Origin of the sequence: Pseudomonas sp. 10(2024) (genome assembly GCF_045164175.1) — a bacterium.
Classification (GTDB): Bacteria; Pseudomonadota; Gammaproteobacteria; order Pseudomonadales; family Pseudomonadaceae; genus Aquipseudomonas; species Aquipseudomonas alloputida.
The window spans coordinates 3,397,053-3,420,111 of sequence record NZ_CP174006.1; the positions used below are offsets into that span (position 1 = coordinate 3,397,053).

30 protein-coding genes and 2 pseudogenes are annotated in these 23,059 nt (G+C 61.4%); 18 read left to right on the top strand and 14 right to left on the bottom strand.

Going from position 1 to position 23,059, the window contains the following annotated elements:
* Nucleotides 1–44 precede the first annotated feature (44 nt).
* The 4 genes from ACI7M0_RS15340 to ACI7M0_RS15355 form a co-directional block, all read right to left on the bottom strand.
* Nucleotides 45–578 carry a hypothetical protein gene (locus tag ACI7M0_RS15340; protein ID WP_129932167.1) on the bottom strand — a complete coding sequence of 178 codons (534 nt, stop codon included), beginning with the start codon at nucleotides 576–578 and terminating at the stop codon, nucleotides 45–47.
* Between the two features lie 79 nt (nucleotides 579–657).
* Nucleotides 658–1,326, bottom strand: coding sequence for a DUF3313 domain-containing protein (locus tag ACI7M0_RS15345; protein ID WP_129932166.1), 669 nt, complete (start codon nucleotides 1,324–1,326; stop codon nucleotides 658–660).
* A 47-nt stretch (nucleotides 1,327–1,373) separates the two neighbouring features.
* A complete protein-coding gene (locus tag ACI7M0_RS15350; RefSeq protein WP_129932183.1) occupies nucleotides 1,374–2,636 on the bottom strand; it encodes an OmpP1/FadL family transporter in 1,263 nt (420 codons plus the stop codon).
* Between the two features lie 177 nt (nucleotides 2,637–2,813).
* Nucleotides 2,814–3,701, bottom strand: a complete 888-nt coding sequence (locus ACI7M0_RS15355; RefSeq protein ID WP_129932165.1) for a MerR family transcriptional regulator — start codon at nucleotides 3,699–3,701, stop codon at nucleotides 2,814–2,816.
* Nucleotides 3,702–3,855: 154 nt separating this feature from the next.
* On the opposite strand from ACI7M0_RS15355, the gene ACI7M0_RS15360 reads away from it, so the two are divergent.
* The 7 genes from ACI7M0_RS15360 to ACI7M0_RS15390 all read left to right on the top strand — a co-directional run bounded on the left by ACI7M0_RS15360 (nucleotide 3,856) and on the right by ACI7M0_RS15390 (nucleotide 9,362).
* On the top strand, nucleotides 3,856–4,302 hold the full coding sequence (locus tag ACI7M0_RS15360; protein WP_029615462.1) for a PAS domain S-box protein: 447 nt from the start codon (nucleotides 3,856–3,858) through the stop codon (nucleotides 4,300–4,302).
* A gap of 103 nt (nucleotides 4,303–4,405) precedes the next feature.
* Entirely contained in the window at nucleotides 4,406–4,828 is a 423-nt protein-coding gene (locus ACI7M0_RS15365) for a nuclear transport factor 2 family protein (RefSeq protein WP_064493319.1), read from the top strand.
* Nucleotides 4,825–5,577, top strand: a complete 753-nt coding sequence (locus tag ACI7M0_RS15370; protein ID WP_064493320.1) for an SDR family oxidoreductase — start codon at nucleotides 4,825–4,827, stop codon at nucleotides 5,575–5,577. Before ACI7M0_RS15365 ends, ACI7M0_RS15370 begins: the two co-directional genes overlap by 4 nt.
* A gap of 6 nt (nucleotides 5,578–5,583) precedes the next feature.
* Nucleotides 5,584–6,831, top strand: coding sequence for an NAD(P)/FAD-dependent oxidoreductase (locus ACI7M0_RS15375; RefSeq protein WP_129932164.1), 1,248 nt, complete (start codon nucleotides 5,584–5,586; stop codon nucleotides 6,829–6,831).
* A complete protein-coding gene (locus ACI7M0_RS15380; RefSeq protein ID WP_010953649.1) occupies nucleotides 6,828–7,637 on the top strand; it encodes a DUF1365 domain-containing protein in 810 nt (269 codons plus the stop codon). Before ACI7M0_RS15375 ends, ACI7M0_RS15380 begins: the two co-directional genes overlap by 4 nt.
* Nucleotides 7,612–8,874 (top strand): cyclopropane-fatty-acyl-phospholipid synthase family protein, encoded by a 1,263-nt coding sequence (locus tag ACI7M0_RS15385; RefSeq protein ID WP_104887469.1) that lies wholly within the window; start codon nucleotides 7,612–7,614, stop codon nucleotides 8,872–8,874. The genes ACI7M0_RS15380 and ACI7M0_RS15385 overlap by 26 nt, the downstream gene beginning before the upstream one ends.
* Nucleotides 8,874–9,362, top strand: coding sequence for a DUF2878 domain-containing protein (locus ACI7M0_RS15390; RefSeq protein WP_129932163.1), 489 nt, complete (start codon nucleotides 8,874–8,876; stop codon nucleotides 9,360–9,362). The genes ACI7M0_RS15385 and ACI7M0_RS15390 overlap by 1 nt, the downstream gene beginning before the upstream one ends.
* On the opposite strand, the gene ACI7M0_RS15395 is transcribed toward ACI7M0_RS15390, so the two are convergent.
* Genes ACI7M0_RS15395 through ACI7M0_RS15415 form a run of 5 tightly spaced genes read right to left on the bottom strand, consistent with a single transcriptional unit; the run spans nucleotide 9,300 to nucleotide 12,391 of the window.
* Entirely contained in the window at nucleotides 9,300–9,482 is a 183-nt protein-coding gene (locus tag ACI7M0_RS15395; protein ID WP_080574912.1) for a DUF2256 domain-containing protein, read from the bottom strand. The two genes, ACI7M0_RS15390 and ACI7M0_RS15395, sit on opposite strands and share 63 nt — an antisense overlap.
* The gene (locus ACI7M0_RS15400) at nucleotides 9,479–11,005 is read right to left on the bottom strand and encodes a cryptochrome/photolyase family protein (protein ID WP_129932162.1); all 1,527 of its coding nucleotides are present in this window, start codon (nucleotides 11,003–11,005) and stop codon (nucleotides 9,479–9,481) included. The genes ACI7M0_RS15395 and ACI7M0_RS15400 overlap by 4 nt, the downstream gene beginning before the upstream one ends.
* 8 nt (nucleotides 11,006–11,013) lie before the next feature.
* Nucleotides 11,014–11,319 carry a DUF6482 family protein gene (locus ACI7M0_RS15405; RefSeq protein ID WP_003254009.1) on the bottom strand — a complete coding sequence of 102 codons (306 nt, stop codon included), beginning with the start codon at nucleotides 11,317–11,319 and terminating at the stop codon, nucleotides 11,014–11,016.
* The gene (locus tag ACI7M0_RS15410) at nucleotides 11,316–11,852 is read right to left on the bottom strand and encodes a DUF3833 domain-containing protein (protein ID WP_003254010.1); all 537 of its coding nucleotides are present in this window, start codon (nucleotides 11,850–11,852) and stop codon (nucleotides 11,316–11,318) included. Before ACI7M0_RS15410 ends, ACI7M0_RS15405 begins: the two co-directional genes overlap by 4 nt.
* 2 nt (nucleotides 11,853–11,854) lie before the next feature.
* A complete protein-coding gene (locus tag ACI7M0_RS15415) occupies nucleotides 11,855–12,391 on the bottom strand; it encodes a chalcone isomerase family protein (RefSeq protein ID WP_003254011.1) in 537 nt (178 codons plus the stop codon).
* Nucleotides 12,392–12,551: 160 nt separating this feature from the next.
* Here ACI7M0_RS15415 and ACI7M0_RS15420 point away from each other — a divergent pair, with 160 nt between their 5' ends.
* The 4 genes and pseudogenes from ACI7M0_RS15420 to ACI7M0_RS15435 form a co-directional block, all read left to right on the top strand.
* Nucleotides 12,552–13,043: a DUF1543 domain-containing protein gene (locus ACI7M0_RS15420; protein WP_014591337.1), complete on the top strand. Its 492-nt coding sequence runs from the start codon at nucleotides 12,552–12,554 to the stop codon at nucleotides 13,041–13,043.
* A 78-nt stretch (nucleotides 13,044–13,121) separates the two neighbouring features.
* The gene (locus ACI7M0_RS15425; protein ID WP_129932161.1) at nucleotides 13,122–13,892 is read left to right on the top strand and encodes an SDR family NAD(P)-dependent oxidoreductase; all 771 of its coding nucleotides are present in this window, start codon (nucleotides 13,122–13,124) and stop codon (nucleotides 13,890–13,892) included.
* 95 nt (nucleotides 13,893–13,987) lie between these two features.
* Nucleotides 13,988–14,680, top strand: coding sequence for a DUF421 domain-containing protein (locus tag ACI7M0_RS15430; protein WP_104961942.1), 693 nt, complete (start codon nucleotides 13,988–13,990; stop codon nucleotides 14,678–14,680).
* 93 nt (nucleotides 14,681–14,773) lie between these two features.
* Nucleotides 14,774–14,898, top strand: a pseudogene (locus ACI7M0_RS15435) (protease); the annotation flags it as partial.
* Between the two features lie 71 nt (nucleotides 14,899–14,969).
* Here the strand turns inward: ACI7M0_RS15435 and ACI7M0_RS15440 are convergent.
* Complete coding sequence (locus ACI7M0_RS15440) at nucleotides 14,970–15,494, bottom strand: hypothetical protein (RefSeq protein ID WP_010953640.1); 525 nt, start codon at nucleotides 15,492–15,494, stop codon at nucleotides 14,970–14,972.
* Between the two features lie 194 nt (nucleotides 15,495–15,688).
* Between ACI7M0_RS15440 and ACI7M0_RS15445 the strand changes: the two genes are divergently transcribed.
* The 3 genes and pseudogenes from ACI7M0_RS15445 to ACI7M0_RS15455 all read left to right on the top strand — a co-directional run.
* Nucleotides 15,689–16,546, top strand: coding sequence for a glucose 1-dehydrogenase (locus ACI7M0_RS15445; protein ID WP_129932160.1), 858 nt, complete (start codon nucleotides 15,689–15,691; stop codon nucleotides 16,544–16,546).
* Between the two features lie 168 nt (nucleotides 16,547–16,714).
* Nucleotides 16,715–17,179: a hemerythrin domain-containing protein gene (locus tag ACI7M0_RS15450; protein ID WP_010953638.1), complete on the top strand. Its 465-nt coding sequence runs from the start codon at nucleotides 16,715–16,717 to the stop codon at nucleotides 17,177–17,179.
* 75 nt (nucleotides 17,180–17,254) lie between these two features.
* Nucleotides 17,255–17,479: pseudogene (locus tag ACI7M0_RS15455) on the top strand (hypothetical protein); the annotation flags it as partial.
* Nucleotides 17,480–17,568: 89 nt separating this feature from the next.
* Here ACI7M0_RS15455 and ACI7M0_RS15460 read toward each other — a convergent pair.
* Nucleotides 17,569–17,715, bottom strand: coding sequence for a hypothetical protein (locus tag ACI7M0_RS15460; RefSeq protein ID WP_165366973.1), 147 nt, complete (start codon nucleotides 17,713–17,715; stop codon nucleotides 17,569–17,571).
* Between the two features lie 52 nt (nucleotides 17,716–17,767).
* Nucleotides 17,768–17,941 carry a hypothetical protein gene (locus ACI7M0_RS15465; protein WP_017147688.1) on the bottom strand — a complete coding sequence of 58 codons (174 nt, stop codon included), beginning with the start codon at nucleotides 17,939–17,941 and terminating at the stop codon, nucleotides 17,768–17,770.
* 214 nt (nucleotides 17,942–18,155) lie between these two features.
* Between ACI7M0_RS15465 and ACI7M0_RS15470 the strand changes: the two genes are divergently transcribed.
* From ACI7M0_RS15470 to arsH, 4 genes are read left to right on the top strand one after another with little or no spacing between them, the layout of a single operon-like run.
* Nucleotides 18,156–18,503, top strand: coding sequence for a metalloregulator ArsR/SmtB family transcription factor (locus ACI7M0_RS15470; RefSeq protein ID WP_010953634.1), 348 nt, complete (start codon nucleotides 18,156–18,158; stop codon nucleotides 18,501–18,503).
* Nucleotides 18,504–18,524: 21 nt separating this feature from the next.
* Nucleotides 18,525–19,808, top strand: a complete 1,284-nt coding sequence (locus ACI7M0_RS15475) for an arsenic transporter (RefSeq protein ID WP_129932159.1) — start codon at nucleotides 18,525–18,527, stop codon at nucleotides 19,806–19,808.
* Nucleotides 19,809–19,835: 27 nt separating this feature from the next.
* Nucleotides 19,836–20,306 carry an arsenate reductase ArsC gene (locus ACI7M0_RS15480; protein WP_020192315.1) on the top strand — a complete coding sequence of 157 codons (471 nt, stop codon included), beginning with the start codon at nucleotides 19,836–19,838 and terminating at the stop codon, nucleotides 20,304–20,306.
* A 13-nt stretch (nucleotides 20,307–20,319) separates the two neighbouring features.
* Nucleotides 20,320–21,021, top strand: a complete 702-nt coding sequence (gene arsH, locus ACI7M0_RS15485) for an arsenical resistance protein ArsH (RefSeq protein WP_010953631.1) — start codon at nucleotides 20,320–20,322, stop codon at nucleotides 21,019–21,021.
* A gap of 12 nt (nucleotides 21,022–21,033) precedes the next feature.
* On the opposite strand, the gene ACI7M0_RS15490 is transcribed toward arsH, so the two are convergent.
* Both ACI7M0_RS15490 and ACI7M0_RS15495 read right to left on the bottom strand, forming a co-directional pair.
* Entirely contained in the window at nucleotides 21,034–22,398 is a 1,365-nt protein-coding gene (locus ACI7M0_RS15490; protein ID WP_064493332.1) for a HAMP domain-containing sensor histidine kinase, read from the bottom strand.
* Entirely contained in the window at nucleotides 22,395–23,057 is a 663-nt protein-coding gene (locus ACI7M0_RS15495) for a response regulator (RefSeq protein WP_010953629.1), read from the bottom strand. The genes ACI7M0_RS15490 and ACI7M0_RS15495 overlap by 4 nt, the downstream gene beginning before the upstream one ends.
* Nucleotides 23,058–23,059 lie beyond the last annotated feature (2 nt).

Here is a 23,059-nt window from a genome sequence, read left to right on the forward strand (position 1 = left end):
GTCAACTGTAAAGCCACTGCGTTGCGATCGGCCGAGCTATTCGGCTATCCGGTGTGATTCGACATCTCGGACTGCTTTGACGGTAGCGGGCCGATGAACATGCGTTTAAGGCGTTCGCGGCCAATGACGCGCGCCAACTCTGCGATGACGCAATACATGAATATCAATGTCATCAGCAAGATCTGAACAGCCCAGAAGCGAGGCCAGTTTATGGATGCCCACAACATCGCGTTTGCATCGAGCAAGCCCTCAGCCTCTTTCCAGTACTCATACAGACGTTCCAGGTAATGAACGATCAGCGCGACCATTGCATACATGAGTGTTTTCCAGACAACGTTCCAGATTAGCGGCTTGTCGGGAAACCGGTTGATGAAAGGCAGCATATCGGCAACCAGCACAGACTTGCCCAATATCAGAGCGGCGATCAGCACCGAGGCAGAGACAGGCAGCTCCACCCCCGAGCCCTTGATCATAAGTGCGCGAATCAGCGCAACGATGTGCAGAATCACGAAAAAAAACACGGTGGGCGGAAGCACTTTCAGGAATTCATGTTTGATTTTGAGCATGACCGTTTTCATCGGGGCATCCTTGAAACAGTACATTCATGCATCACATTTCGCTCCCCTGGCACACATGCGCGACAGGGGAACATGCGGACTATTTTTTCAGGGCCTGGAATGAACTGACCATGTCCTTTGCCCAGCCATCGAGCACGGCACGAGCGTCCTTGGCCTGCATGATCTGCGACGAGTTGTCCAGTTCAGCGCCTGCACCTTTACGTACCACTTCGGCCACCAACTCATTGGTACTTCCATCAATGAATGCGGCCTCCGTGGCCACGCTGGTGTCCTGGTCGCGAATACCTGTAGCCGTACTGATGCCGGCGGCCACCAACGCGATCGGAATAACCTCATAGGGGCGCAGCCCTTTGGTTTTTGCGCTCACCCCAGTGATCGCCGGGCGCACCACCAATACACCAGGCCCAGGGCTCGTCGCCAGCGGCAGGACTGTGGAAAATCGGTTCTTCAACGCCTGATCGTAATATTGGGTTATGCCTTGCAAGGTTTGCTGCGGAATTTTCGCAGTGGGTTGCGGTTTAGGGTAAAACTGGCTGGGTTCGACATAGACGCTGGAAAATTGATTGGCATTGATGCCAGGCTTGATCCAGCGCATAACCTCGGCACCCGAAGGTGATTTGTCTTCCTTGAGCTTGCTGTAGTCCTTCAGAAATCCGGAATATTCATCAGGCTCCACGTATTTGCTCGCACAACCATGCAGTAACAGCGATGCGAGACAAACGGTTGCAATAAGCGACTTACTTTTCATGCAACTTCTCCTTCCGCGTTGGAGCGGTTATCCAAGGATGAGCGTCTTCAGAATCGCCACGTTGCGCCGCCGCCGATGATGTGCAAGGCGGCGTTATCGAAACGGCCTGACAGCGTGTCACCGGAGCGCGCCTTGGTCTGCTGCACGTCCATGTCGCCCAGCCAGACCAGCGTGTACGCCAGATGCAGGTCCAATCCTTCTTCAATCTGATAGTTCACCCCGGTTGCTAAGCGCCATACCTCGCCCATAGGGTTGTCCACGGTCCGGTCCTTGTCATCCACGGCCGAACTGTCATAGCCCACCCCAAAGCTCCAGCGCAATTGGCGGGTCGACTGGTACTGGGCGCCCACCGAGGCGTGCCAGGTGTCCTTGTACTTGCGATCGACCGTGCGGCTGACCCCGGCAGCATTGGCGTCCACCTCGACTCCGATGTCACCGAACTCGCTCCAGTCCTGCCAACCCAGGCTGCCCAGCAATGTCCACTGCTCGTCCAACTGGTGCACCACGCTGAGCGTCGCGGTCTGCGGCACGTTCATCTCCAGTTCCAGCGTGTCTACCGCCAGGCGGCTCAGGGCGGCATTGATGAGCGGATTGTTGATGTTGCTGACGTGCGGATTGTCTTCAAACTCCAGTTTCACCTTGCTGGTGTAGGCCAGGCCAATTCGCGTGCGAGGGGCGAGTTGGTAGAGCAGGCCCAGGTTCACCCCAATGCCGAAATCGGTGTCCTTGTATTCGAGTTGGCCATCGGGGCGCTCGACCAATCCCAGCAGGCTGTTATTGATGGCCACCTCGGTGCGGTAATAGCCGAGCATCATGCGCGGGCCGACGCCGACGGTGAGGTCATCGGTGAACTTGTAAGCAAAGGTGGGTTGGAAAGACACACCAATCACTGCTGCTTCCTGGGTGAAGTATCGCCCTGCCCAGTCATCGTCGTAGTTCAGTGCCAGGCCGAAATTACCGTACATGCCGAACCCGATGGCCGAGCGGTCATCGAGCTGGTGGCTGATGAACAGGCTGGCGCCCGGCAGGTATTGCAGGGCATTGCCGCCCTCGTTGCCGTCGAACTGGTTGTTGCTGTCGCGTGAGTAACGCAGGTCGCCAAGGATTACCTGCGCGTTGGCGCTGATCTGCGTGCCAGGCAGCAGGGCGATACCTGCGGGGTTGCTCATCAGCACGCTGGGGTCGGTGGCCAGCGCCGCCGAGCCAGCATTGGCCAAGCCGTTGCTTTCCTGGCCGGCCTCATAGATGAAGATGCCTCCGGCTAACAGGTCGCTACTATGGAGAGCCAACAGGATAACCGGTGCAAGCATCCACCCTTTCGCATGTTCCGCACGATGCGTACTGAAGCTTTTTACGAACACAGTCATTGCCAGCTCCTTTGAACAATGCGCCGTATCGATTCAGCATAGGTTTAATGACGCTCAGAGAGCGTAGACGCCGTTACGGAACTGTGCACCTCACTACCTGGACAGGGGGAAGGGCCAGGTTCAGAGGTCCAGCGCCCCCCTGAGCAAGGCGTCAAGCACGTGCGCGACGTCAGCACCCTGCTCGTCCAGCAGGCATACCGGCAGCCCGTGCAAGGCCGCTTGCACACCGGCCAGCCCCTCGCCCGTCAAGGCCAGCGGACAATCAATTTCCATCTGCAGCGAGCGCAGGCGCTTGGCCAAGGCAGGGCTAACCGGTGGCTGCAGCGCGATCACCAGTGCCGCAGGCTGCACCGCTGCACACAGCAGCGGGAGCTCTTCCAGCGGCTGCCCGCAGCCGAGCACTTCGATGCGTTGTCGCTCGCTGCTCAACAGCAGCCCGGCGCACAACACCTGGCATTCGGCTTGGCTCTCGGTACCCGCCAGCAGCACCCGCGGCGCATCGACCTGGTTCATCTGCAAGCGCAGCAGCAGCCGGGCGCGCAAGAACGTATCGAGAAACAGCCATTGGCTACGCTGGCCTGGCGCAGTGCCTGAAGCCAGCTCATGCCAAACCGGCATCAGCACGTCTCGCAGCACCGTGGCCTTTGGCAAAAGTGTGAACAGCTGTCCATGGATCGCTTCCAGCGCCTGCGCATCGAATGCCCTGGAAGCGCGCGCAACGGCGGCGCGCCAGTCGTCAAAGGCCGAGGGCTGCTGCACAGGCGCCTCAGGCTGGCCGGCGAGCCTGTCGCCAACCTTGCTGATGGGCAGGCCATTGGCGGTCCAGCGCAAGATGTCACGTATGCGCTGCACATCCTGGGCTGTGTACAAGCGATGGCCGCCCTCGGTGCGCTGCGGGCGAATCAACCCATGACGCCGCTCCCAGGCACGCAAGGTCACCGGATTTATGCCGGTCAGGCTGACCACATCGCGCATGGGTAGCAATTCGGGTGGGGTGGCGTCGGTCATAACGAGGTGTCATCCAGGGGGTGATACATTCTAAACCCAGATGCACCTTCTGCGGCGAGCCTCCTTGGTTCATCATGCAACAAACGGCGCCAAAAGCTTCTGCACCGGAAGCCTTTGGCGCATATCGCATACGAAATATCTGTAGGTGAGCCCCATGATCAACGCAAAACTCCTGCAACTGATGGTCGAACATTCCAACGATGGCATCGTTGTCGCCGAGCAGGAAGGCAATGAGAGCATCCTTATCTACGTCAACCCGGCCTTCGAGCGCCTGACCGGCTACTGCGCCGACGATATTCTCTATCAGGACTGCCGTTTTCTTCAGGGCGAGGATCACGACCAGCCGGGCATCGCAATTATCCGCGAGGCGATCCGCGAAGGCCGCCCCTGCTGCCAGGTGCTGCGCAACTACCGCAAAGACGGCAGCCTGTTCTGGAACGAGTTGTCCATCACACCGGTGCACAACGAGGCGGACCAGCTGACCTACTACATCGGCATCCAGCGCGATGTCACAGCGCAAGTATTCGCCGAGGAAAGGGTTCGCGAGCTGGAGGCTGAAGTGGCGGAACTGCGCCGGCAGCAGGGCCAGGCCAAGCACTGACAAAAAACCTATACAAGACCGTTGACTTGTATAGATAAAGGCTTAGGCTTCAGTTATACCTGTACAACAATTCAATTTTGTACAGGATTGCCTGGAGCCCAGTATGTCAGCGTACCTACAGCAATTCGCCGAGCGCTTCGCCCGCCTTGATGGGGCTAGCCTCGACACGCTGGATAAACTGTACAGCGACGATGTCACCTTTCGTGATCCCCTGCACCAGATACAGGGGCTGCAGGCCCTGCATGCCTACTTCGAGCAGTTGTACGCCAACGCCACCGATATCCGCTACGCCTTCACCAGCGCCGACGAGGTAAAGCCCGGGCAGGGCTACCTGCGTTGGACACTGCAGTTTTGCCACCCGCGCCTGGCCGGCGGCCAGCCGATCACGTTGCAAGGCTGCAGCTGCCTGCATTGGCGCGACCGTGTGCATTTTCACCAGGACTATTTCGACGCCGGCGCCCTGCTTTATGAGCACCTTCCCGTCATGGGCACAGCAATCCGCTGGCTCAAAGGCAGGCTGGCATGAGCCGCTGTTGGCTGACCGGCGCCAGCAGCGGTATCGGTGCCGCGCTCGCGCAAGTCCTCCTGGAGCAAGGCCACCAAGTCGCCTTGGGCGGGCGCAACGCCGACCGTCTTGCCCCGCTGGCCGAACGGTTTCCCGGGCAAGCACTGCTGGCCATTGGCGATCTTGACAACCCGGAGCAGGTCGCCGGCATCGCTGCGCAAATCGAGCAGGCCTGGGGAGGCCTGGACATGGCCATTCTCAATGCCGGCACCTGCGAATACCTGGAGCCTGGGCATTTCGATCCGGCGTTGGTCGAGCGCGTCATGCGCACCAACCTGCTGGGCGTCAGCTACTGCCTGGCGGCAGCATTGCCCTTGCTTCGCGCCGGCCAGCGCCCCCACCTGGTGGTGATGGGCAGTTCGGTAACCTGGCTGGCCTTGCCCCGCGCCGGCGCCTATGGCGCGTCCAAGGCCGCGGTGCGCTATCTGGTGGAGTCACAGCGAATCGACCTGGCCCGCGAAGGCATCGCGGTCACCCTGGTGAGCCCAGGCTTCGTGGACACGCCACTGACCCGTCGCAACGATTTCCCCATGCCACAGCTGTGGTCTGCGCAGCGTGCCGCCCGGCATATCGCCAGACGCCTGCCCGGCCGCCCCCTGGAAATCAACTTCCCCGGTCTTTTCACCTTGGTGTTGCGCCTGCTCGGGGCGCTGCCCGCGCGCCTGCGCCTGGCGCTGGGCCAACGCCTCGCCCGTCATGAACAGGAATGATGATCCATGCGTATAGCAATCATCGGCAGTGGCATCGCGGGGCTGACCTGCGCCCATTTGCTGTCACGCAAACACGAAGTCACGGTTTTCGAGGCCGAGCAATGGGTCGGGGGCCACACGCACACCCTTGATGTGGTCTGGAAAGGCCAGCGCCATGCAATAGATACCGGTTTCATCGTCTTCAACGACTGGACGTACCCGAACTTCATCCGCTTGCTCGACCAGCTTCAGGTGCCATCGCAGCCGACCGAGATGAGCTTTTCCGTGCATGACCCGATGACGGGCCTGGAATATAACGGCCACGACCTGAACACCCTGTTCGCCCAACGCAGCAACCTGGTGTCCCCAGGGTTCTGGGGGATGATCCGGGACATTCTGCGTTTCAACCGTCAGGCACTGGCCGACCTGGACAACCGGCGTATCGATGCCAGCACCACGCTGGGCGACTACCTTCAAGCGAACCGCTATGGGCAACGCTTCATCGATCATTACATCGTGCCGATGGGGTCGGCGATCTGGTCGATGTCTCGCGCAGACATGCTCCACTTCCCGCTTGAGTTCTTTGTGCGCTTCTGCCGCAACCACGGCTTGCTGTCGGTCAACCAACGTCCACAGTGGCGGGTGATCAAAGGCGGCTCGCGCAGCTATGTCGCACCGCTGTGCCGACCGTTCGCTGAGCGCATCCGCCTCAACTGCAAGGTTTACCGCGTCAGCCGCGACGAAGGTGGCGTGACCCTCGTGAGCGCGGCCGGCACCGAACGCTTCGACAATGTGGTGTTCGCTTGTCACAGTGATCAGGCCCTGGCACTGCTGGAAAGCCCCAGCAATCAGGAGCGCGCCGTACTCAGCGCCATCGATTACGCCAGCAACGACGTGGTGCTGCACACCGATACCCGTCTGCTGCCACGCCGCCAGCGCGCCTGGGCCAGCTGGAACTACCGCCTGGGCGGCCCCGAGCAGGCTCCCGCCGCGCTGACCTACAACATGAACATTCTGCAAGGTATCCAGGCACCGACAACCTTCTGCGTGAGCCTCAACCAGACCGCACTGATAGACCCGGCGCAGGTGATCGCCCGCTTCCAGTACGCCCATCCCCAGTACAGCGTTGCAGCGTCCGCCGCGCAAGCGTGCCAGGAGCAACTGCAAGGGCAACAGCACAGTTACTTCTGCGGCGCCTACTGGGGCAATGGCTTTCATGAAGACGGGGTGGTCAGCGCACTTAAGGTGGCCGCGCACTTCGGAGAGCAACTGTGAACAGCAGCCTCTGCGTGGGCTGGATCAGCCACCGTCGGCTGACGCCGCGGGTCCACGCGTTCCGCTACCGGATCGGCATGTTCTACCTGGACCTGGACGAACAATCCTGGCTGATGGGCCTGTCACGCTGGCTGGGACGCTGGCGCCTGGCGCCGTTGTGCTGGCGCGAGACCGACTACCTGCCCGCCCTGACCCGCCAAGGCGAATCGCTGGCCCAGGCTGCACGCTTGCTGGTCGGGCAGGCGACGGGGCACCTGCCCGAAGGCCGGGTACAGCTGCTCACGCAACTGCGGTGCTGGGGGCTGTCGTTCAACCCGGTGAGTTTCTATTTCTGCCATGACCGCGACGGGTGCCTGACCGCGATCCTGATGGAAGTGCGCAACACGCCCTGGCGTGAACGCTTTCATTACGTGCTCCCGGTGCAAGGCAACCTTGCCAGGCCCTTCAGCGTCGGCAAGGCCTTCCATGTGTCGCCGTTCATGCCGTTGGACATGGACTATCGCCTGCGCTTTTTCCTGGACACGGACCATGTACGCATTCAGATGCAGAACTGGCAAGGCGGCACAAAGGTGTTCGAGGCCGACCTCGCCCTGCGCCGCAAGCCACTGGATGGAGCAGCGCTACGTCGGTATGTCCTGAACTTCCCATGGATGAGCCTGCGCACTGTCTCGGCCATCTACTGGCAAGCGCTGCGCCTGTTACTCAAACGCACCCCCGTGCATGACCACACCACCTGCCAGGGTGACCTGGCACTCGGCCAACCTTGCGAGGACCTTGATGATGTCAAATCCCACCCTGAGCGTTAGCAAGTTCGCAGGCCTTGCGCCCCTGCTCGGCGGGCTGGCACGAAGCACCGTGCTCGCCCAGTTGGGCAAGCTGCGTCACGGCCACCTGCGCCTGCTCAGCCACGGGCAGCAGTGGAGTTTCGGTGATGCCGACAGCCCGTTGCAGGCCGAGGTGGAGATCCTCGATGACGCCACCTGGAGCCTGATCGCCGGCAATGGCTCGATCGGTGCTGGCGAAGCCTACATTCACGGCTATTGGCGCAGCCCCGACCTGGCGCTGGTGACCCGCCTGTTCGTCGCCAACCTTGAAGTGCTCGACGCGCTCGAGGGTGGCCTGGCCCGCTTGGGCCGCCCTGCCCTGCGCCTGCTGCACCGGCTCAACCGCAACGACAAGCGCGGTGCCCGGCGCAACATTCTGGCCCACTACGACCTGGGCAATGCCCTGTTCGAGCGGCTGCTGGACCCCACCATGATGTATTCGGCTGCGCAATTCGAATACCCTGGGCAAACATTGGAGCAGGCCCAGCTGCACAAGCTGGAGCGCATCTGCCAGAAGCTCGAGCTGAGCCCTGACGATCACCTGCTGGAAATTGGCAGCGGCTGGGGCAGCCTCGCTATCCACGCAGCCACCCGCTATGGCTGCAGGGTCACCACCACAACGCTCTCCGAGGCCCAGTACAGCCATACCCTGCAGCGCGTCAAGGCCTTGGGGCTGGGGCAGCGCGTGCAAGTGCTCCGCGAAGACTACCGCGACCTTCAAGGCACGTTCGATAAACTGGTATCGATCGAGATGATCGAAGCGGTCGGCCATCGCTACCTGCCGGTGTATTTCCGCCAATGTGCTTCGCTGCTCAAGCCTGAAGGCCTGATGCTATTGCAGGCGATCACCATCCGCGACCAGCGCTATGCCCAGGCGCAGCGCTCGGTCGACTTTATCCAGCGCTACATCTTCCCCGGTGGCGCCCTGCCTTCGCTGAGCGTGTTGCTCGACACCGCCAGCCGGCACACTGGCCTGAACCTTGTGCACATGGAAGATTTTGGCCTGGATTACGCCCACACCCTGCGACACTGGCGCGAAAACCTGCGTCAGGCACGCACTGCGCTGACGGACCTTGGCTACGACGACATGTTCCAGCGCCTGTGGGAGTTTTACCTCTGCTACTGCCAGGGCGGTTTCGAGGAACGCGCGATCGGTGTTGCGCACCTGCTCTGGGCAGCCCCCCAGGCACGCCGCGCGCCCTTGCCTGGCGGTGCCTGATGCACAACCGCTGGCTGATCGGCAATGCCCTCTGGCTGCAAGCCGGCTGGTGGGTCTGCGTGCTGGGCGCCGAGCGGCCCTTGCTGTTGCTGCTGGTGATTCCGGGCGTGGCAGTGCACCTGCGCCTGTGCCCGGACATCAATGCCGAGCTCAAGGCGCTTTTGCGCGTCACCTTTGTCGGCTGCGTGCTCGACAGCGTGCTGGGAGCACTGGGGGTGTTCGGTTTTGACGCCTGGCCCCTGCCGCTGTGGCTAGCGCTGCTGTGGTTGGTGCTGGCCAGCGGGATGCGTCACAGCCTGGCATGGGCCGGCAGGCACTGGCGAATCGGCGCACTGCTGGGGGCGATTGGCGGCCCTCTGGCCTATGTAGGCGGCGCCAGGCTGGCAGGTGTCGCCTTGCCATTGGGCGCGCTGGAAACCGGCCTGCTACTGATGCCGATATGGGCTTTGGCCCTGCCCCTGCTGGCGCGCATCGCGGCGCGGCGCTGACCGGCGACATCGCTCGGAGCAGTAGCGCACCTGCTCCCAACAGCGTGCCCAGCGCTTGCGCCAGGTGAACGGCCGGCCACACACCACGCAAACCTTGCTGGGCAGAAGGCTCTTTTTCATAACGCCTGCCCCGCATCGAGCCGCGCCAGCAATGACTGGCCACGTTGCCACACCGCATCGCGACGGCCAGCGGGCATGCCATCAAGGCTGCGATAGACCAGGGCCAGGCGCGGGTTAGCCGAGAGCTGGGGGCGATGGCGAATAAGAAAATGCCAATACAAGGCATTGAACGGGCAGGCATCGTCTTCGGTCACCTGGTCGACCCTGTAACTGCAAGCCTTGCAATGGTCTGACATGCGCTGGATATAACGACCACTGGCGCAGTACGGCTTGGACCCCAGGTAGCCGCCGTCGGCGTGCATCACCATGCCAAGCGTGTTGGGCAGTTCGACCCACTCGAAGGCATCCATGTAGACCGCCAGGTACCACTCACAAATCTCGGTTGGCACGATACCGGCCAACAAGGCGAAGTTGCCGGTAACCATCAACCGCTGAATATGGTGAGCGTAGCCCAACCGCAGGGTCTGCCCGATGGCTTGCGCCATGCAGCGCATGCGGGTGCGCCCGGTCCAGTAGAATTCTGGCAGCGCCCGGTGGTTGTTCAGGTGATTGAGCCCGGCATACGCCGGCATGCGCTGCCAATAGATGCCACGCACATACTCACGCCAGCCGATCAGCTGGCGAATGAAACCTTCGGCTGCATTGAGCGGCACCCGCCCCTCACGCCAGGCTGTGTCGACGTCGTCGCACAGACGACGCACATCCAGAAGGCCGATGTTGAGCGCCGCACTGATGCGCGCATGAAACAGGTACGGCTCGCCTTCGGCCATCGCATCCTGGTAGTCACCGAAAGCCGCCAGGCCGAAATCCAGGAAATGCTGCCACAGCTGTTGTGCCTCGGCATGGGTCACGGGGTAGTCGAAACCGTCGACGCCCCCGTAGTGATCGCTGAAGCGCTGACGCACCAAGGCCACCACCGCTGCCGTGATGTCGTCTTGCGCAAAATGCGCAGCGAATGGGCCACGCAGCTGCCGTGGCAATGGCTTGCGATTGTCGCCATCGAAATTCCAGGCTCCCCCTGCCGGGCTGCCGTCAGGCTCCATGAGCAGGCCGGTTCGCTTGCGCATGCCACGGTAGAAGTGCTCCATACGCAGCTGGCGACGTTCCGTGGCCCAGCGCCCGAAGGCTTCACGGGAGCACAGAAAACGCGTGTCGCGAAACCACACAAGCGGCAGTGCGGCATCACGCAAGGCCTGCTCCAGGCGCCACTCACCGCACTCGGTCAAGTGAATGTGGGTGGCGCCCAAGGCTTGTTGCCATCGACGCAACTCACCCACGATGCTGCCGCTGTTACCCTCGACGTCCAGCTCGACATAGTGCACCTGCCAACCCCGTTCACGCAGGGCCTGGGCAAAATGCCGCATGGCGCTGAAGATGAGAACGATCTTCAGCGGATGATGAGGTACGTATCGGGCCTCCCCCTCCACTTCCGCCATCAGGACCGCATCGCGAGCAGGGTCAAGGGACGTCAGACTTGCCAGGTCGAACGACAGTTGGTCACCCAGCACCAGGCCCAGGCGCATCGTCCGGGCTACCACTGGCTGGTGAGCGTTACCGGTACGCGCAACGGCGCGATGGGGCCGTCACGTTGCCCGCACATCTCATCATGCACCACCTGCTGCACCAGCATGCACGGCACCGGCGGCAGGTCGGCCAGCAACTGCCGCAGTTCGGTCGTGGAGCGCACGCGCACGGGCTGCCCCTGGGCATCGCTCAATGTCACAGGGCCGGCGTCGGTCAGGGCGCGCAGGAGGTAGAAGCCACCCTCCAGCGACAGCAGTTCAAGTTCCTTGGCTTCGCCGGTCGAAACCAGCTGGGTCAGCGCGATCAGGTTCATGGTGTGCCCTCTGGCAGGCGGCGGAAGAACAAGGTGATCTGGCCAATCTCCACGCCCAGCTTGCTCATGCTCGAGCGGTTGATCAGGGTGTCGTCATCCATGAGGTACATCCAGTCGTCCAGGTCTACCTGCCAGTGCCGCCCGTCGACCGGCAGATCCAGTTGGTAACGCCATCGCAGCGCGTTGCCCGCCACTTCGCCACGCGCCTCGCCGATCACGTCCCCCGCTGTTCCCCGCCAGCGCCCGGGGCCGTCCGGCACCAGCGTCCAGGTACGCTGCTGGCGTGTGCCATCGCTATAGAGAAAATGCTCGTCGAGGATCAGCCGTTCACCTTCGCGGCGGCTGTCGATGCGCACATGGAAGCGCTTGACCACCTCCCCGGAACGCTTCTGGAACATCCCCCACGCCTGAACCGGGCGCGAGAAGAACGCCGCCAGGTCCAGCTTCGGCTGCTCCTGGGCATAGTGCTCGATACCGACATTGCCACAACTGCCCAGAAGCAGGCAGGCAGCCAGCAACAGCGCTTTGTACATGTTCAGGCTCCTCGGTCATCGCCAGCCAGCCCAAGCAGCCGCTGACGCAATTGGGGGTCTCTGGCCCGCGGGTCAAGCCAGATGGCGAAGAAGGCCCGGGCGAACACCGGATCGTCGATCGCGTGGCTCAATTTGCCGTCGACGTAAAAGCGGCAACCCTGCCCCGGCAGGTACAAGCCCGTGATGCGCATGCCAGGGCTCACGTCCACGAATGCCTGCTCAATCGCCCTGGTCCATGCCGCGCGTTGCTGTGCCGTCATGCTGCCGCCACCCAGGCGTTGCATTTCCTCGAGGCTGGCCTTGACCAGCGTGTCCCGGGACAATGAACGGTGATACAGCAGCTCAAGGGCGAACGGCTGGTTCCAGTCCTGAACCGGGCCAACTGCCCATAACCGGGCGGTATACAGCCGCAGGCCAAACCAGGTGAAATCACCGGCGCCCAGCCGTTGCGCCGCAGGCAGCTCCGCTCGCCAGTCTGCCGCCGACGACATGGCGGCTAGCAGCAGGCACAGACAGGTCCAACGTGCAGGGTGCGCCATTCTGACCTCGAGCACTTCGGAAAATATTATACAATAGTAGACGCTTGTACACATATTCGCCGGGACATGTACAGATTTCAATGCCAAGCATGCACATTTCTGCAAGCCTCGCGCCCCCGTTATCGAACACCCATGAAAGTCGAGATAGAAGGAATTGCTCATGCTGTACGTCGTCATGCTCGGTGGACGCCACCCACGGGCCAATATCGAGGTCCACGACGTGTTGTTCGCGCAGGCGGACTCACTTGAACAGGCCTACCCCCATCTGCGCCAAGCCTGGTTCGGGAGCCGAACGGGCCTGCACATCGACGCATGGATGGAAGTCGACGGTATTGACCGCTACCGCGTCGCGTTCAGTCAGGTAGCGCCTGGCCCACACGATCCCAGGTTGTTCTTCATCAACCTTGGCGGCTACGAGCCCGGGGTGTTTGGCGAGGCACACCGCTACCTGCTGGTGGTGGCCAGGGACAAGGCCGAGGCCAGGCAACTGGGCAAACAGCGCCTGCAGGCAGACTGGCTCAAGCCGCATACCGACGCGGTACTGGACGTCGACGATTGCCTGCCGATCGACTGGGTGAACGACCGTTACGTGCACTTGATCGAAGGGCCACATGACGGCTTACGGCAGTACAGCGACTATATCCTGCTGTGAGCTCACCCCTGCCAACTGCACGAACGTTGGCAGGCATCACAGGACGAGGCGCCAGCGCCCAGCCAAGAGGACACTCCGATGAGCCTGATCAACGACCTTCAGACACCCGCCAACGTGCTGGTCTGCGGGGCCAGCCAAGGGATTGGCCTGGCATTGTGCACGCAGTTGCTGGCGCGCGATGACATCGGGCTGGTGTTCGCCGTTTCGCGACGAGCCACCACCAGCCCTGCGCTGGATACCTTGTTCACAGAGCACGGGCGACGGTTGGTTCGCCTCGACTGCGACGCCCGGTCCGAGCAGGCACTGCACACTCTGGCAGCACAGGTGGGCGCCTGCTGCGACCAGCTGAACCTGGTCTTCAGCACGCTTGGCGTCCTGCAAGAAGGCCCGGCACGGGCTGAAAAGGCGCTGACCCAGCTTGATATGGCCGGGTTGCTGAGCAGTTTCACAACCAACTGTTTCGCCCCTGTTCTGCTGCTCAAGCATTTGCTGCCGCTGCTGCGTCGGCAACCGATGGCCTTCGTCGCCTTGTCGGCGCGGGTCGGGTCGATCGGCGACAATCACCTGGGGGGCTGGTACAGCTACCGTGCCAGCAAAGCCGCGCTCAACCAGCTTCTGCGCACTGCAAGCATCGAGCTGAAGCGACTGAACCCCGCGTCAACGGTACTTGCATTGCATCCCGGCACCACCGACACCCAGCTTTCCCGCCCCTTTCAGGGCAATGTGCCGCCGGGCAAACTGTTCTCGCCCGCGTTTGCCGCCACCTGCATCCTGGCACTTGTGAGCCGTCACGGCCCGGCGCAGAGCGGAACGTTCTGGGCGTGGGATGGCACGCCGATTCCCTGGTGACGCGCGCGGAGAGTTGCAGGCCAAGTCGATGAACCAGCCTTGAGCGAGAACGGTCAACCCTTTATCTGACAACGGCAGAAGGAAGGGTGGAACGAATGGTTTCGTTTGATCTGCAACGGATGCTGATAGGCGACTTCCCTTTTACCTTTCTGCTGGAAGTTGCTGTGCGTGTTTCAGCGGCCTTCCTGGCCGTGTTCTTCTTTCTGAAGTTCAGTGGCCGGCGCGGGATCAGACAGCTGTCCCGGTTCGAACTCGTGGTCATTCTTACCCTGGGCTCAGCTGCCGGCGATGTGACCTTTTACGAGGACGTACCGCTGCTTCCGGTGGCCTTGGTTTTCCTCACGCTGTTCATGCTTTACCGAGGAACGGTCTACCTCATGAGGCGAAACAGAACCTGCGAGGCCTGGATCGACGGGCTGCCGGTCACGGTAGTGAAAGATGGCATGTACGAAATCCATTCGCTGCGGCACATGAACATTTCACCGAATGAGCTGTTCATGGAGCTACGCCAGCAAGGTGTCGAGCACCTGGGCCAGGTTCGACTGGGCCTTCTGGAAACCGATGGCGATCTCAGTTTGTACTTCTACGATCAGCAAGACACACGCCCAGGCCTGTCAGTGCTGCCGGTCGAGCATCGCCCGGAGTACACATCGCCGCCCGGCGCCGGGTTGCATTGCTGCGTGAGCTGTGGCTTCCCGGCCTACCATGAGCCTCATGACACCCTGGCGTGTTCACGTTGCGGTCATACGGTGTGGTCGCCTGCATTGGAGACTGTACGCAACCGTTAGCCTGTTCTCCCTCTACCGCCAAGCATCGAGCAGGAACTCTGCTTGCTGTTTGCAGGCCCTTATGAGAGGCCTGTCAGTACGAGGAGCACAATGATGAGTGCACAATTGAACGGCAATCGCGTGCCTTTCTGGTCACCAATGGCTTTGAACAGGTGGAACTGACCGGCCCGCGTGATGCCTTGGAAAACAGCGGCGCGGTGGTCGATATCCTGAGCGAGGCACTGGCAGGCTGAGCCTGCTTCTTTTCAACGCGTGCTGGTCGCCCTTGGTGCCGACCGGCACGCGCTGATCACGCCAGCTGGATGAAAACCGAATAGCTGCCCAGCAACACCCAGAAGCACAGGAAAATCCAGGGTGTGCGCAAGGAAAACAGCAGCGATTTGCGGTGCCCCGCCTGAGAGGTTTCGGCCTCGCAGAACAGCGGCGACTCGTCATAGGCCAGCCCCATCAGCGGCTCGCTGCGCAGCAAGTGGCTCTGCTTCATCTGCCAGTGCTCGATAATCCGGAAGGCCGCGCGGATGCCAGGCCAGGCATTCAGTGTACTGAGCACGCCGAGCAGTGCGAGAAAAGCCGGGACCATCAGGGTGAACATTTCGCCCCAGCTTTGGTTCAGGTTACCCATCGATGACACGTAGGCGATCACCAGGAACGACTGGGCCGCAAGATAAGCGTCGGTACGGTTGGCCAGGATGGTGGTCTCATACTGAATTTCGCGTCGATAGAAATCCAGCCGCTCCTTGGGCGTACCGAACATCCTCTCGTTCGTCTGATCGATCTCATGTTCCGGCGTGGAAGGCGTGATGATTCGAGGCACTGCAGACTCCTTGATGACGTGGGCCTCACCCATGCCAGCAAGCCCCGTCAGCGGTAGAGCTAGGCGGAGGGTAAAAATTCACTGGAAATGGGTGCATCAACCGCTCGTCGCTCAGCACGAAGATCCACTTCAACACTGGCCTGGCGCGCCTTTCGAACGGGAATGAGCGTTCCAACCCTGCAGGAGCTTCCAGCATGAGCAACTACCCTACCCCTCCATTCCCATCCCAACCGCAAAGCGTTCCCGGTTCCCAGCGCAAGATGGATCCGTATCCGGACTGCGGTGAGCAGAGCTACACCGGCAACAATCGCCTCGCAGGCAAGATCGCCTTGATAACCGGTGCTGACAGCGGCATCGGGCGTGCGGTGGCGATTGCCTATGCCCGAGAAGGCGCTGACGTTGCCATTGCCTATCTGAATGAACACGACGATGCGCAGGAAACCGCGCGCTGGGTCAAAGCGGCTGGCCGTCAGTGCCTGCTGCTGCCGGGCGACCTGGCACAGAAACAGCACTGCCATGACATCGTCGACAAGACCGTGGCGCAGTTTGGTCGCATCGATATCCTGGTCAACAACGCCGCGTTCCAGATGGCCCATGAAAGCCTGAACGACATTGACGACGATGAATGGGTAAAGACCTTCGATACCAACATCACCGCCATTTTCCGCATTTGCCAGCGCGCTTTGCCCTCGATGCCAAAGGGCGGTTCGATCATCAACACCAGTTCGGTCAACTCTGACGACCCGTCACCCAGCCTGTTGGCCTATGCCGCGACCAAAGGGGCTATTGCCAATTTCACTGCAGGCCTCGCGCAACTGCTGGGCAAGCAGGGCATTCGCGTCAACAGCGTCGCACCCGGCCCGATCTGGACCCCGCTGATCCCGGCCACCATGCCTGATGAGGCGGTGAGAAACTTCGGTTCCGGTTACCCGATGGGACGGCCGGGTCAACCTGTGGAGGTGGCGCCAATCTATGTCTTGCTGGGGTCCGATGAAGCCAGCTACATCTCGGGTTCGCGTTACGCCGTGACAGGGGGCAAACCTATTCTGTGATCGTGCTGCCGGCGCCTGCTGACGCGGGCCTCGGCGCCTCTGGCAGAGCGGTATCGAGCCTGAGCTTGACGCGTGCCCTACCAGACGTCATCAGCGTTGAACCCTGCCGCCCACTGCCACTCAACTTCATGCAAGCCATTTTTCATTCGCCCGCAACGAGGTGACACCATGAATGCTATCGACCTGCTGGTTCAAGACCATAAATTAGTCAAGAAGCTGCTGGAAGAGCTCTGTGCGACCACAGAGCGTGCCGTGAAGAAACGCGCCGAACTGCTGCAACGCATTGAGCAGGAACTGCAAATCCACACCGCTCTGGAGGAGGACATCCTCTACCCGGCGATCAAGCAAGCCGGTGGTAAAGAGGAAGCCAAGATGTATTACGAAGCCAAGGAAGAACACCGGACGGTCGACGCCCTGGTGCTGCCTGATCTGCTTCATACGCAACCAGGCACCCTTGAGTTCGCCGGTCGGGTGAAGGTGATGAAGGAGCTGCTTGAGCATCACATCGAGGAAGAGGAGGAAGAACTCTTCCCCACCGCGAAAAAGCTCCTCGGCAAAGACCAACTGGACGAGCTGGGGCTCGCCATGCAAGCCCAGAAAAAACTGCTCAAGGGTGAGCAACGGGCCGCTTGAATCAAAGGCGCCAGGCCGGGTCGGGCACGACCGGCCCGGCCTGACGCCAGGGATTAATGTTTGGGACACGCTTCGATGGAGAGCTGGATCGAATTGCTGGAGTGGCCGGCCATGGTGGTCACAGTTGTGGCAGCCTGGTGCATCGGGTCGCACCGCCCAGGACGGCGCATGGTCGGCTTCTGCTGTTTCATCGCCAGCAACATACTGTGGTCAGTCTGGGGGTGGCATGCCCAGGCCTGGGCTTTGATTGTGCTGCAGCTTGTGTTGTGCCTGATGAACCTGAGGGGGTGGCGCAAGAATAAACGCGCTTCAAGGAAAGCGCCTTCAGAGAAGGTTCAGGGTGGCGCTGATGCTACGCCTTATCACCTGCTGACGAGCACTTCCCGAGGTCAACCCGAGAACCCCTCCTGAGCGTTATCCATGATGGAACCACCGAATACACGGGTGAACTGCCGCGGGCTCAGGTGCGCCACCTTGGCCAGCTCTTCGATGATGGGGTGCTCAAGACCACCCCGGCCTCCGCTTCGCGAATGCACAAGCCATGAACCACCACCTGAAAGGAACGTTTCCCGGCGGCGGCTGGCCTCCTCAAGGCTTTGCAGTGCGCCCTTTTTTCCACTGCGCCCTGGAGACACCTTCAGCGTAGCCGGTGACACCGATCGCTACCTGCTGAATGCGGCCGCCATGCTGAAGGAAGGCCTCGACCTGCTCGCAGATGCGCACATGGGCTTTTTGGGCCGCGCTGGGGTACGTCTGGGACATGTTGGCATCTCGGTTATGAGCCACTGAACGACAGTCACCCGAGCAAGCACTATACACCCTGCATTGCCATCAGCGTCTGAAGCCTGCCAAAACCCTGCTTTTGTCGACCGAAGGGCGTGGCGATGGTGAGCTGCCAAGCGCACAAGCCCAGGAAGGCTTGCTAGCACATATGGAAATACGTATATTCGGTTTTCCGCATGTACAGGCCCCCCCCATGATCACACCGCCCGATGTCTTCAAGAGCCTCTCTGACGAAACCCGCGCTCGCGCCACTCTGCTTATCGCCAGCCTGGGCGAACTGTGCGTCTGCGAGCTGATGTGCGCGCTCAACGACAGCCAGCCCAAGATCAGTCGCCATCTGGCACAACTGCGCAGCAATGGCATGCTGCTGGACCGCCGTCAGGGCCAGTGGGTGTATTACCGCCTGAATCCGGAGCTGCCTTCCTGGGTTCACGAAATGCTTCAGGTCACCTTGCAAGCCAATTCGCAATGGCTGGCTGACAATGCCCTTCGGCTGAAGAACATGGACGGTCGCCCCGTGCGTGATTCCGTCTGCTGCTGATCATCACCAAGCGAGATTTTCATGCTGCCCGCCATTGCTGTCTTCGTGTTCACCCTCATACTGGTCATCTGGCAGCCCAAGGGGCTCGGTGTTGGCTGGAGCGCCGCGCTAGGCGCCATCATCGCCCTGGCTACAGGCGTAGTTTCCCTGCATGACATCCCTGCCGTATGGGCCATTGTCTGGAACGCCACCGCCACGTTCATCGCGGTCATCATCATCAGCTTGCTGCTGGATGAGGCGGGTTTCTTCGAATGGGCCGCTTTGCATGTGGCGCGCTGGGCTAACGGCGGCGGCTACCGCCTGTTCGCCTTCTGCGTACTGCTCGGCGCCGCTGTATCGGCGCTGTTCGCCAACGACGGTGCGGCGCTGATCCTCACCCCCATCGTCATGTCGATGCTGCTCGCGCTGCGCTTTTCGCCCGCTGCGACACTGGCCTTTGTCATGGCCGCGGGCTTCATTGCCGACACGGCAAGCCTGCCGCTGGTGGTCTCCAACCTGGTCAACATCGTCTCGGCCGACTACTTCGGCCTTGGCTTCGCCGAATACGCATCGGTGATGGTGCCAGTGAATATCGCCAGCGTGGCGGCCACCCTGCTGGTGTTATTCCTGTACTTCCGTCGTGATATCCCCAAGCAGTACGCGCTCGATGCGCTGAAGGTGCCGAGCGAGGCAATTCATGACCACGCCACCTTCAAAGTCGGTGGGTGGGTGCTGCTGGTGCTGCTTGCAGGCCTGTTCGCACTGGAACCTCTGGGCATCCCGATCAGTGCGGTGGCCGCCGTCTGTGCCGCAATCCTCTTTGCCGTGGCCGCTCGCGGTCACCGCATCTCAACCCGTCGCGTGCTGCGGGAAGCGCCGTGGCAGGTGGTGATATTTTCGCTGGGCATGTATCTGGTGGTGTACGGCCTGAAGAACGCCGGCCTTACCGACATGCTCACCCACCTGCTGGACACGCTTGCCGAGCAGGGCCTGTGGAGCGCGGCCATTGGCACCGGGTTGATTTCCGCCCTGCTGTCCTCAGTCATGAACAACATGCCCAGCGTGCTGATCGGCGCATTGTCGATCCAGGCCAGCGGTGCAGAGGGCCTGGTACGTGAGGCGATGATCTACGCCAACGTCATCGGTTGCGACCTCGGCCCGAAGATCACCCCGATCGGCAGCCTCGCCACGCTGCTTTGGCTGCATGTGCTGGCGCGTAAAGGCGTGCGCATCACCTGGGGTTACTACTTCAAGGTCGGCCTGCTGCTCACGGTACCGGTTTTGCTGATCACCCTTTCTGCTCTGGCACTGCGCCTGAGCCTCTGACGTTCGCCCCCAGCGGAGGAGCCCTCCATGCGAGTCCTGTTCATGTGCACGGCCAACAGTTGCCGCAGCATCCTTTCCGAAGCAATGTTCAACCACCTGGCACCGCCCGGTTTCGAGGCAGTCAGCGCTGGCAGTTTCCCCAAGGGCCAGGTGTTGCCACGCAGCCTGAGCACGTTGCAGCAGGCCAATATCTCGACCGAGGGCTTGAGCAGCAAAGGCAACGATGCGTTCGAGGGCAACCCACCCGACATCGTCATCACCGTCTGCGACAAGGCAGCGGGCGAAGCCTGCCCGGTGTATTTCGGCCCTGCGCTGAAGTCGCATTGGGGGCTGGAAGACCCCTCCGATGTCGTGGGTGACGAAGCATCGGTCGATGCGGCTTTCCGGGCCACACTGGCCCGCATCGAGTCTCGCTGCCAGGCCTTCTTCGCGCTGCCGTTCGATCACCTCGACCGCGAGCAGCTCAAGCACGCGCTGGATCGCATCGGCTCGCTTTGAACAGGAAGAAAACATGTCCGAGCAACTGCCTAACCTCGACCTCACGCTGTTCGACCTGCCGCCTTCGGCAACCCCGACCTGCGAACACAAACCTCGCATCCTGCTGCTGTACGGGTCTACCCGAGAACGCTCCTTCAGTCGCTTGCTGGTAGAAGAAGCCGCGCGTCTGCTGGAGCACTTCGGTGCCGAAACCCGCACCTTCGACCCGTCGGGCCTGCCGCTGCCTGACGATGTACCCGTAGAGCATCCCAAGGTGCAGGAGCTGCGTGAACTGGTGCAATGGTCAGAAGGCCAGGTGTGGTGCTCGCCAGAGCGCCATGGGGCGATGTCGGCGGTGTTCAAGGCACAGATCGACTGGATTCCCTTGGCGCTGGGGGCATTGCGCCCCACCCAAGGCAAGACCCTGGCCGTGATGCAGGTGTGCGGCGGCTCGCAGTCGTTCAACGTGGTCAACCAGTTGCGCGTGCTGGGCCGCTGGATGCGGATGTTCACCATCCCGAACCAGTCTTCGGTACCCAAGGCTTATCTGGAGTTCGACGACGCCGGGCGGATGAAGCCATCGCCGTACTACGATCGCGTGGTTGATGTCATGGAGGAGCTGGTGAAGTTTACCGTGCTGCTGCGCGACCGCCAGGCATTCCTGGTCGATCGCTATTCGGAGCGCAAGGAAAGCGCCGAGCAGCTATCTGAGCGGGTCAATCAGCGATCCATCTGAAGCAAAGGTGATTCAAGACAGTGGAAACGACAAGGTAGCGGCCAGCCCGCTACCCGCTCTGTTTTCAAGGCGTACCTGCCCCCCCATACGGTCGATGATGGTCGCGACGATGGACAGCCCAAGGCCAGCACCATTTGGGCTATTTCGGCTGTAAAAGCGCTCGAATACACGGGACAGGCTCTCCTCATCGATACCCGTCCCTTCATCCTCGACGACCAGTTCGACGCTGCTGTCCAGGCGCCGCAGTAACACGGCGATGCGCCCACCAGGCGGTGAGTGTTCTACCGCGTTGGACACCAGGTTCTGTAGCGCAATGCCCAGCGCGCCGGCGTCGATCTGCAGGTGGTGGTCCCCTTCGTCGATGTCCAGCGAGGGTTCCAGGCCTCGGTCCAGTATCCATGGGGTCAGTTCAGCCAGGGTTTCGGTGACGACCTCGGCCAGGTCGATCCGGGTGCTGGCTCGCTGCCCCAGTCTTGGCTCGACGCGGGCCAAGGTCAGCAACTGGTTGACCACCCGTGTCAGCCGATCGACCCCGCCCACAAGAAAGCCCAGGGCTTTCTGGCGCTCGGCATCATTGCTGGCGGCCAGCGCGTTCTGCGCGTGCAGGCGCAATACGGCCAGAGGCGTACGCATTTCGTGGGCAGCATCGGCAATGAAGCGATGTTCACGCCGCAGCAGATCGTCGATCTGCGCCAGCAAGCGATTGATCGCGGCCTGCATGGGCTCCAGTTCAGTGGGAAGCGGTACCAGTTGCAGCGGCTCCAGCGAATCGGCATGGCGTCTTCGGATGACATTGGCCATGTTCTGCAGTGGCCGCAGCCCCCAGCCGATCGCAGCCCAGACCAGCAGTGCCAACGCCAGGCTGCCAAGCAGGAACGGGAACAGCGTGTGGCGAACGATGCGGTCAATCAGGTCGTAGCGCACATCATCACGCTCACCCACCCAGATAAGCCAGTGTTTTTCCGGCACCGGCAAAACGAAACCGCGCCATTGTTCACCGCCACTGGAAAAGTCGTAGAACCCTGGAGCAGTGGGTGGTGGGTCGATGGGTGGCGCACTGGGTGTATGCACCAGCAACGCCATGCCTTCACCCCAGACCTGGAATGCCAGCTTGCTTTCGTAAGGGTGCCCCACCTGATGTCGCCCCGCTTTGCCCAAGGCATCGTTGAAGGCCTGATACAGCGCCTCACGCGAGCCCTCTTGTACCGGCATGCTCATGACGCCTTGCAGCAAACGCGCGTTCTGGGCCAGGTGCGCGTCATACACCTCGTTAATTTCGTGGCTGCTGTCGTGGTAGTTATAGAGCGCGAGCAAGCCGGTACCGAGTAGCAGCAAGAGCATCACGCGCCACAGCGTGCGCTGGCGAAGCGAGGTCATGCCTTGACCTCGACCAGATAGCCAATGCCGCGCACCGTGCGAATCAGGCCGTTGAACAGCTTCTTGCGCAAATGGTAGATGTTCACCTCCAGCGTGTTGCTCTCCGGCTCTTCATCCCAGCCATACAGCAGTTGAGTCAGGCGCTCACGTGTGAATACCTTGCCGGGCTGTGCCAGCAACTCATGCAACAGCACATACTCTTTGGGGGTGAGCACAACCTCGACGCCGTTGTATTGCACTTGCTGGGTGGTCGGGTCCAGGCTGACCCCGGCATGCTCGATCAGCACCTTGGCGCGCCCGACGCTGCGCCGCAGCAAGGCGCGCAGGCGTGCCTTGAGCTCATTGAGGTCGAAAGGCTTGACCAGGTAATCATCGGCGCCGGCATCCAGGCCGGCAATGCGATCATCGAGGGCATCCCGGGCGGTGAGGATCAGCACCGGCAAGCTGTCGCCGCCGGCGCGTAATCGCCTGAGTAGCTCGAGGCCATCCATGCGGGGCAATCCAAGATCCAGGATCACCAGGTCGAAGGTCTCGTGCTGCAACGCATGCAAGCCACTGACACCGTCGCGCAACCAGTCGAGGGTGTAACCCTCCTGGCGCAAGCCGTCGCAGATCCCTTCCCCCAGTGCGATGTCATCCTCAACCAGCAACAGCCGCATGT

Bases quoted from the DNA above. Each gene is read 5' to 3' on its own strand.
- ACI7M0_RS15340 (WP_129932167.1), bottom strand. From the start codon at position 578: ATGAAAACGGTCATGCTCAAAATCAAACATGAATTCCTGAAAGTGCTT.
- ACI7M0_RS15345 (WP_129932166.1), bottom strand. From the start codon at position 1,326: ATGAAAAGTAAGTCGCTTATTGCAACCGTTTGTCTCGCATCGCTGTTA.
- ACI7M0_RS15350 (WP_129932183.1), bottom strand. From the start codon at position 2,636: ATGCTTGCACCGGTTATCCTGTTGGCTCTCCATAGTAGCGACCTGTTA.
- ACI7M0_RS15355 (WP_129932165.1), bottom strand. From the start codon at position 3,701: ATGACCGACGCCACCCCACCCGAATTGCTACCCATGCGCGATGTGGTC.
- ACI7M0_RS15360 (WP_029615462.1), top strand. From the start codon at position 3,856: ATGATCAACGCAAAACTCCTGCAACTGATGGTCGAACATTCCAACGAT.
- ACI7M0_RS15365 (WP_064493319.1), top strand. From the start codon at position 4,406: ATGTCAGCGTACCTACAGCAATTCGCCGAGCGCTTCGCCCGCCTTGAT.
- ACI7M0_RS15370 (WP_064493320.1), top strand. From the start codon at position 4,825: ATGAGCCGCTGTTGGCTGACCGGCGCCAGCAGCGGTATCGGTGCCGCG.
- ACI7M0_RS15375 (WP_129932164.1), top strand. From the start codon at position 5,584: ATGCGTATAGCAATCATCGGCAGTGGCATCGCGGGGCTGACCTGCGCC.
- ACI7M0_RS15385 (WP_104887469.1), top strand. From the start codon at position 7,612: ATGTCAAATCCCACCCTGAGCGTTAGCAAGTTCGCAGGCCTTGCGCCC.
- ACI7M0_RS15390 (WP_129932163.1), top strand. From the start codon at position 8,874: ATGCACAACCGCTGGCTGATCGGCAATGCCCTCTGGCTGCAAGCCGGC.
- ACI7M0_RS15395 (WP_080574912.1), bottom strand. From the start codon at position 9,482: ATGAAAAAGAGCCTTCTGCCCAGCAAGGTTTGCGTGGTGTGTGGCCGG.
- ACI7M0_RS15400 (WP_129932162.1), bottom strand. From the start codon at position 11,005: ATGCGCCTGGGCCTGGTGCTGGGTGACCAACTGTCGTTCGACCTGGCA.
- ACI7M0_RS15405 (WP_003254009.1), bottom strand. From the start codon at position 11,319: ATGAACCTGATCGCGCTGACCCAGCTGGTTTCGACCGGCGAAGCCAAG.
- ACI7M0_RS15410 (WP_003254010.1), bottom strand. From the start codon at position 11,852: ATGTACAAAGCGCTGTTGCTGGCTGCCTGCCTGCTTCTGGGCAGTTGT.
- ACI7M0_RS15415 (WP_003254011.1), bottom strand. From the start codon at position 12,391: ATGGCGCACCCTGCACGTTGGACCTGTCTGTGCCTGCTGCTAGCCGCC.
- ACI7M0_RS15420 (WP_014591337.1), top strand. From the start codon at position 12,552: ATGCTGTACGTCGTCATGCTCGGTGGACGCCACCCACGGGCCAATATC.
- ACI7M0_RS15425 (WP_129932161.1), top strand. From the start codon at position 13,122: ATGAGCCTGATCAACGACCTTCAGACACCCGCCAACGTGCTGGTCTGC.
- ACI7M0_RS15430 (WP_104961942.1), top strand. From the start codon at position 13,988: ATGGTTTCGTTTGATCTGCAACGGATGCTGATAGGCGACTTCCCTTTT.
- ACI7M0_RS15445 (WP_129932160.1), top strand. From the start codon at position 15,689: ATGAGCAACTACCCTACCCCTCCATTCCCATCCCAACCGCAAAGCGTT.
- ACI7M0_RS15450 (WP_010953638.1), top strand. From the start codon at position 16,715: ATGAATGCTATCGACCTGCTGGTTCAAGACCATAAATTAGTCAAGAAG.
- ACI7M0_RS15465 (WP_017147688.1), bottom strand. From the start codon at position 17,941: ATGTCCCAGACGTACCCCAGCGCGGCCCAAAAAGCCCATGTGCGCATC.
- ACI7M0_RS15470 (WP_010953634.1), top strand. From the start codon at position 18,156: ATGATCACACCGCCCGATGTCTTCAAGAGCCTCTCTGACGAAACCCGC.
- ACI7M0_RS15475 (WP_129932159.1), top strand. From the start codon at position 18,525: ATGCTGCCCGCCATTGCTGTCTTCGTGTTCACCCTCATACTGGTCATC.
- ACI7M0_RS15480 (WP_020192315.1), top strand. From the start codon at position 19,836: ATGCGAGTCCTGTTCATGTGCACGGCCAACAGTTGCCGCAGCATCCTT.
- arsH (WP_010953631.1), top strand. From the start codon at position 20,320: ATGTCCGAGCAACTGCCTAACCTCGACCTCACGCTGTTCGACCTGCCG.
- ACI7M0_RS15490 (WP_064493332.1), bottom strand. From the start codon at position 22,398: ATGACCTCGCTTCGCCAGCGCACGCTGTGGCGCGTGATGCTCTTGCTG.
- ACI7M0_RS15495 (WP_010953629.1), bottom strand. From the start codon at position 23,057: ATGCGGCTGTTGCTGGTTGAGGATGACATCGCACTGGGGGAAGGGATC.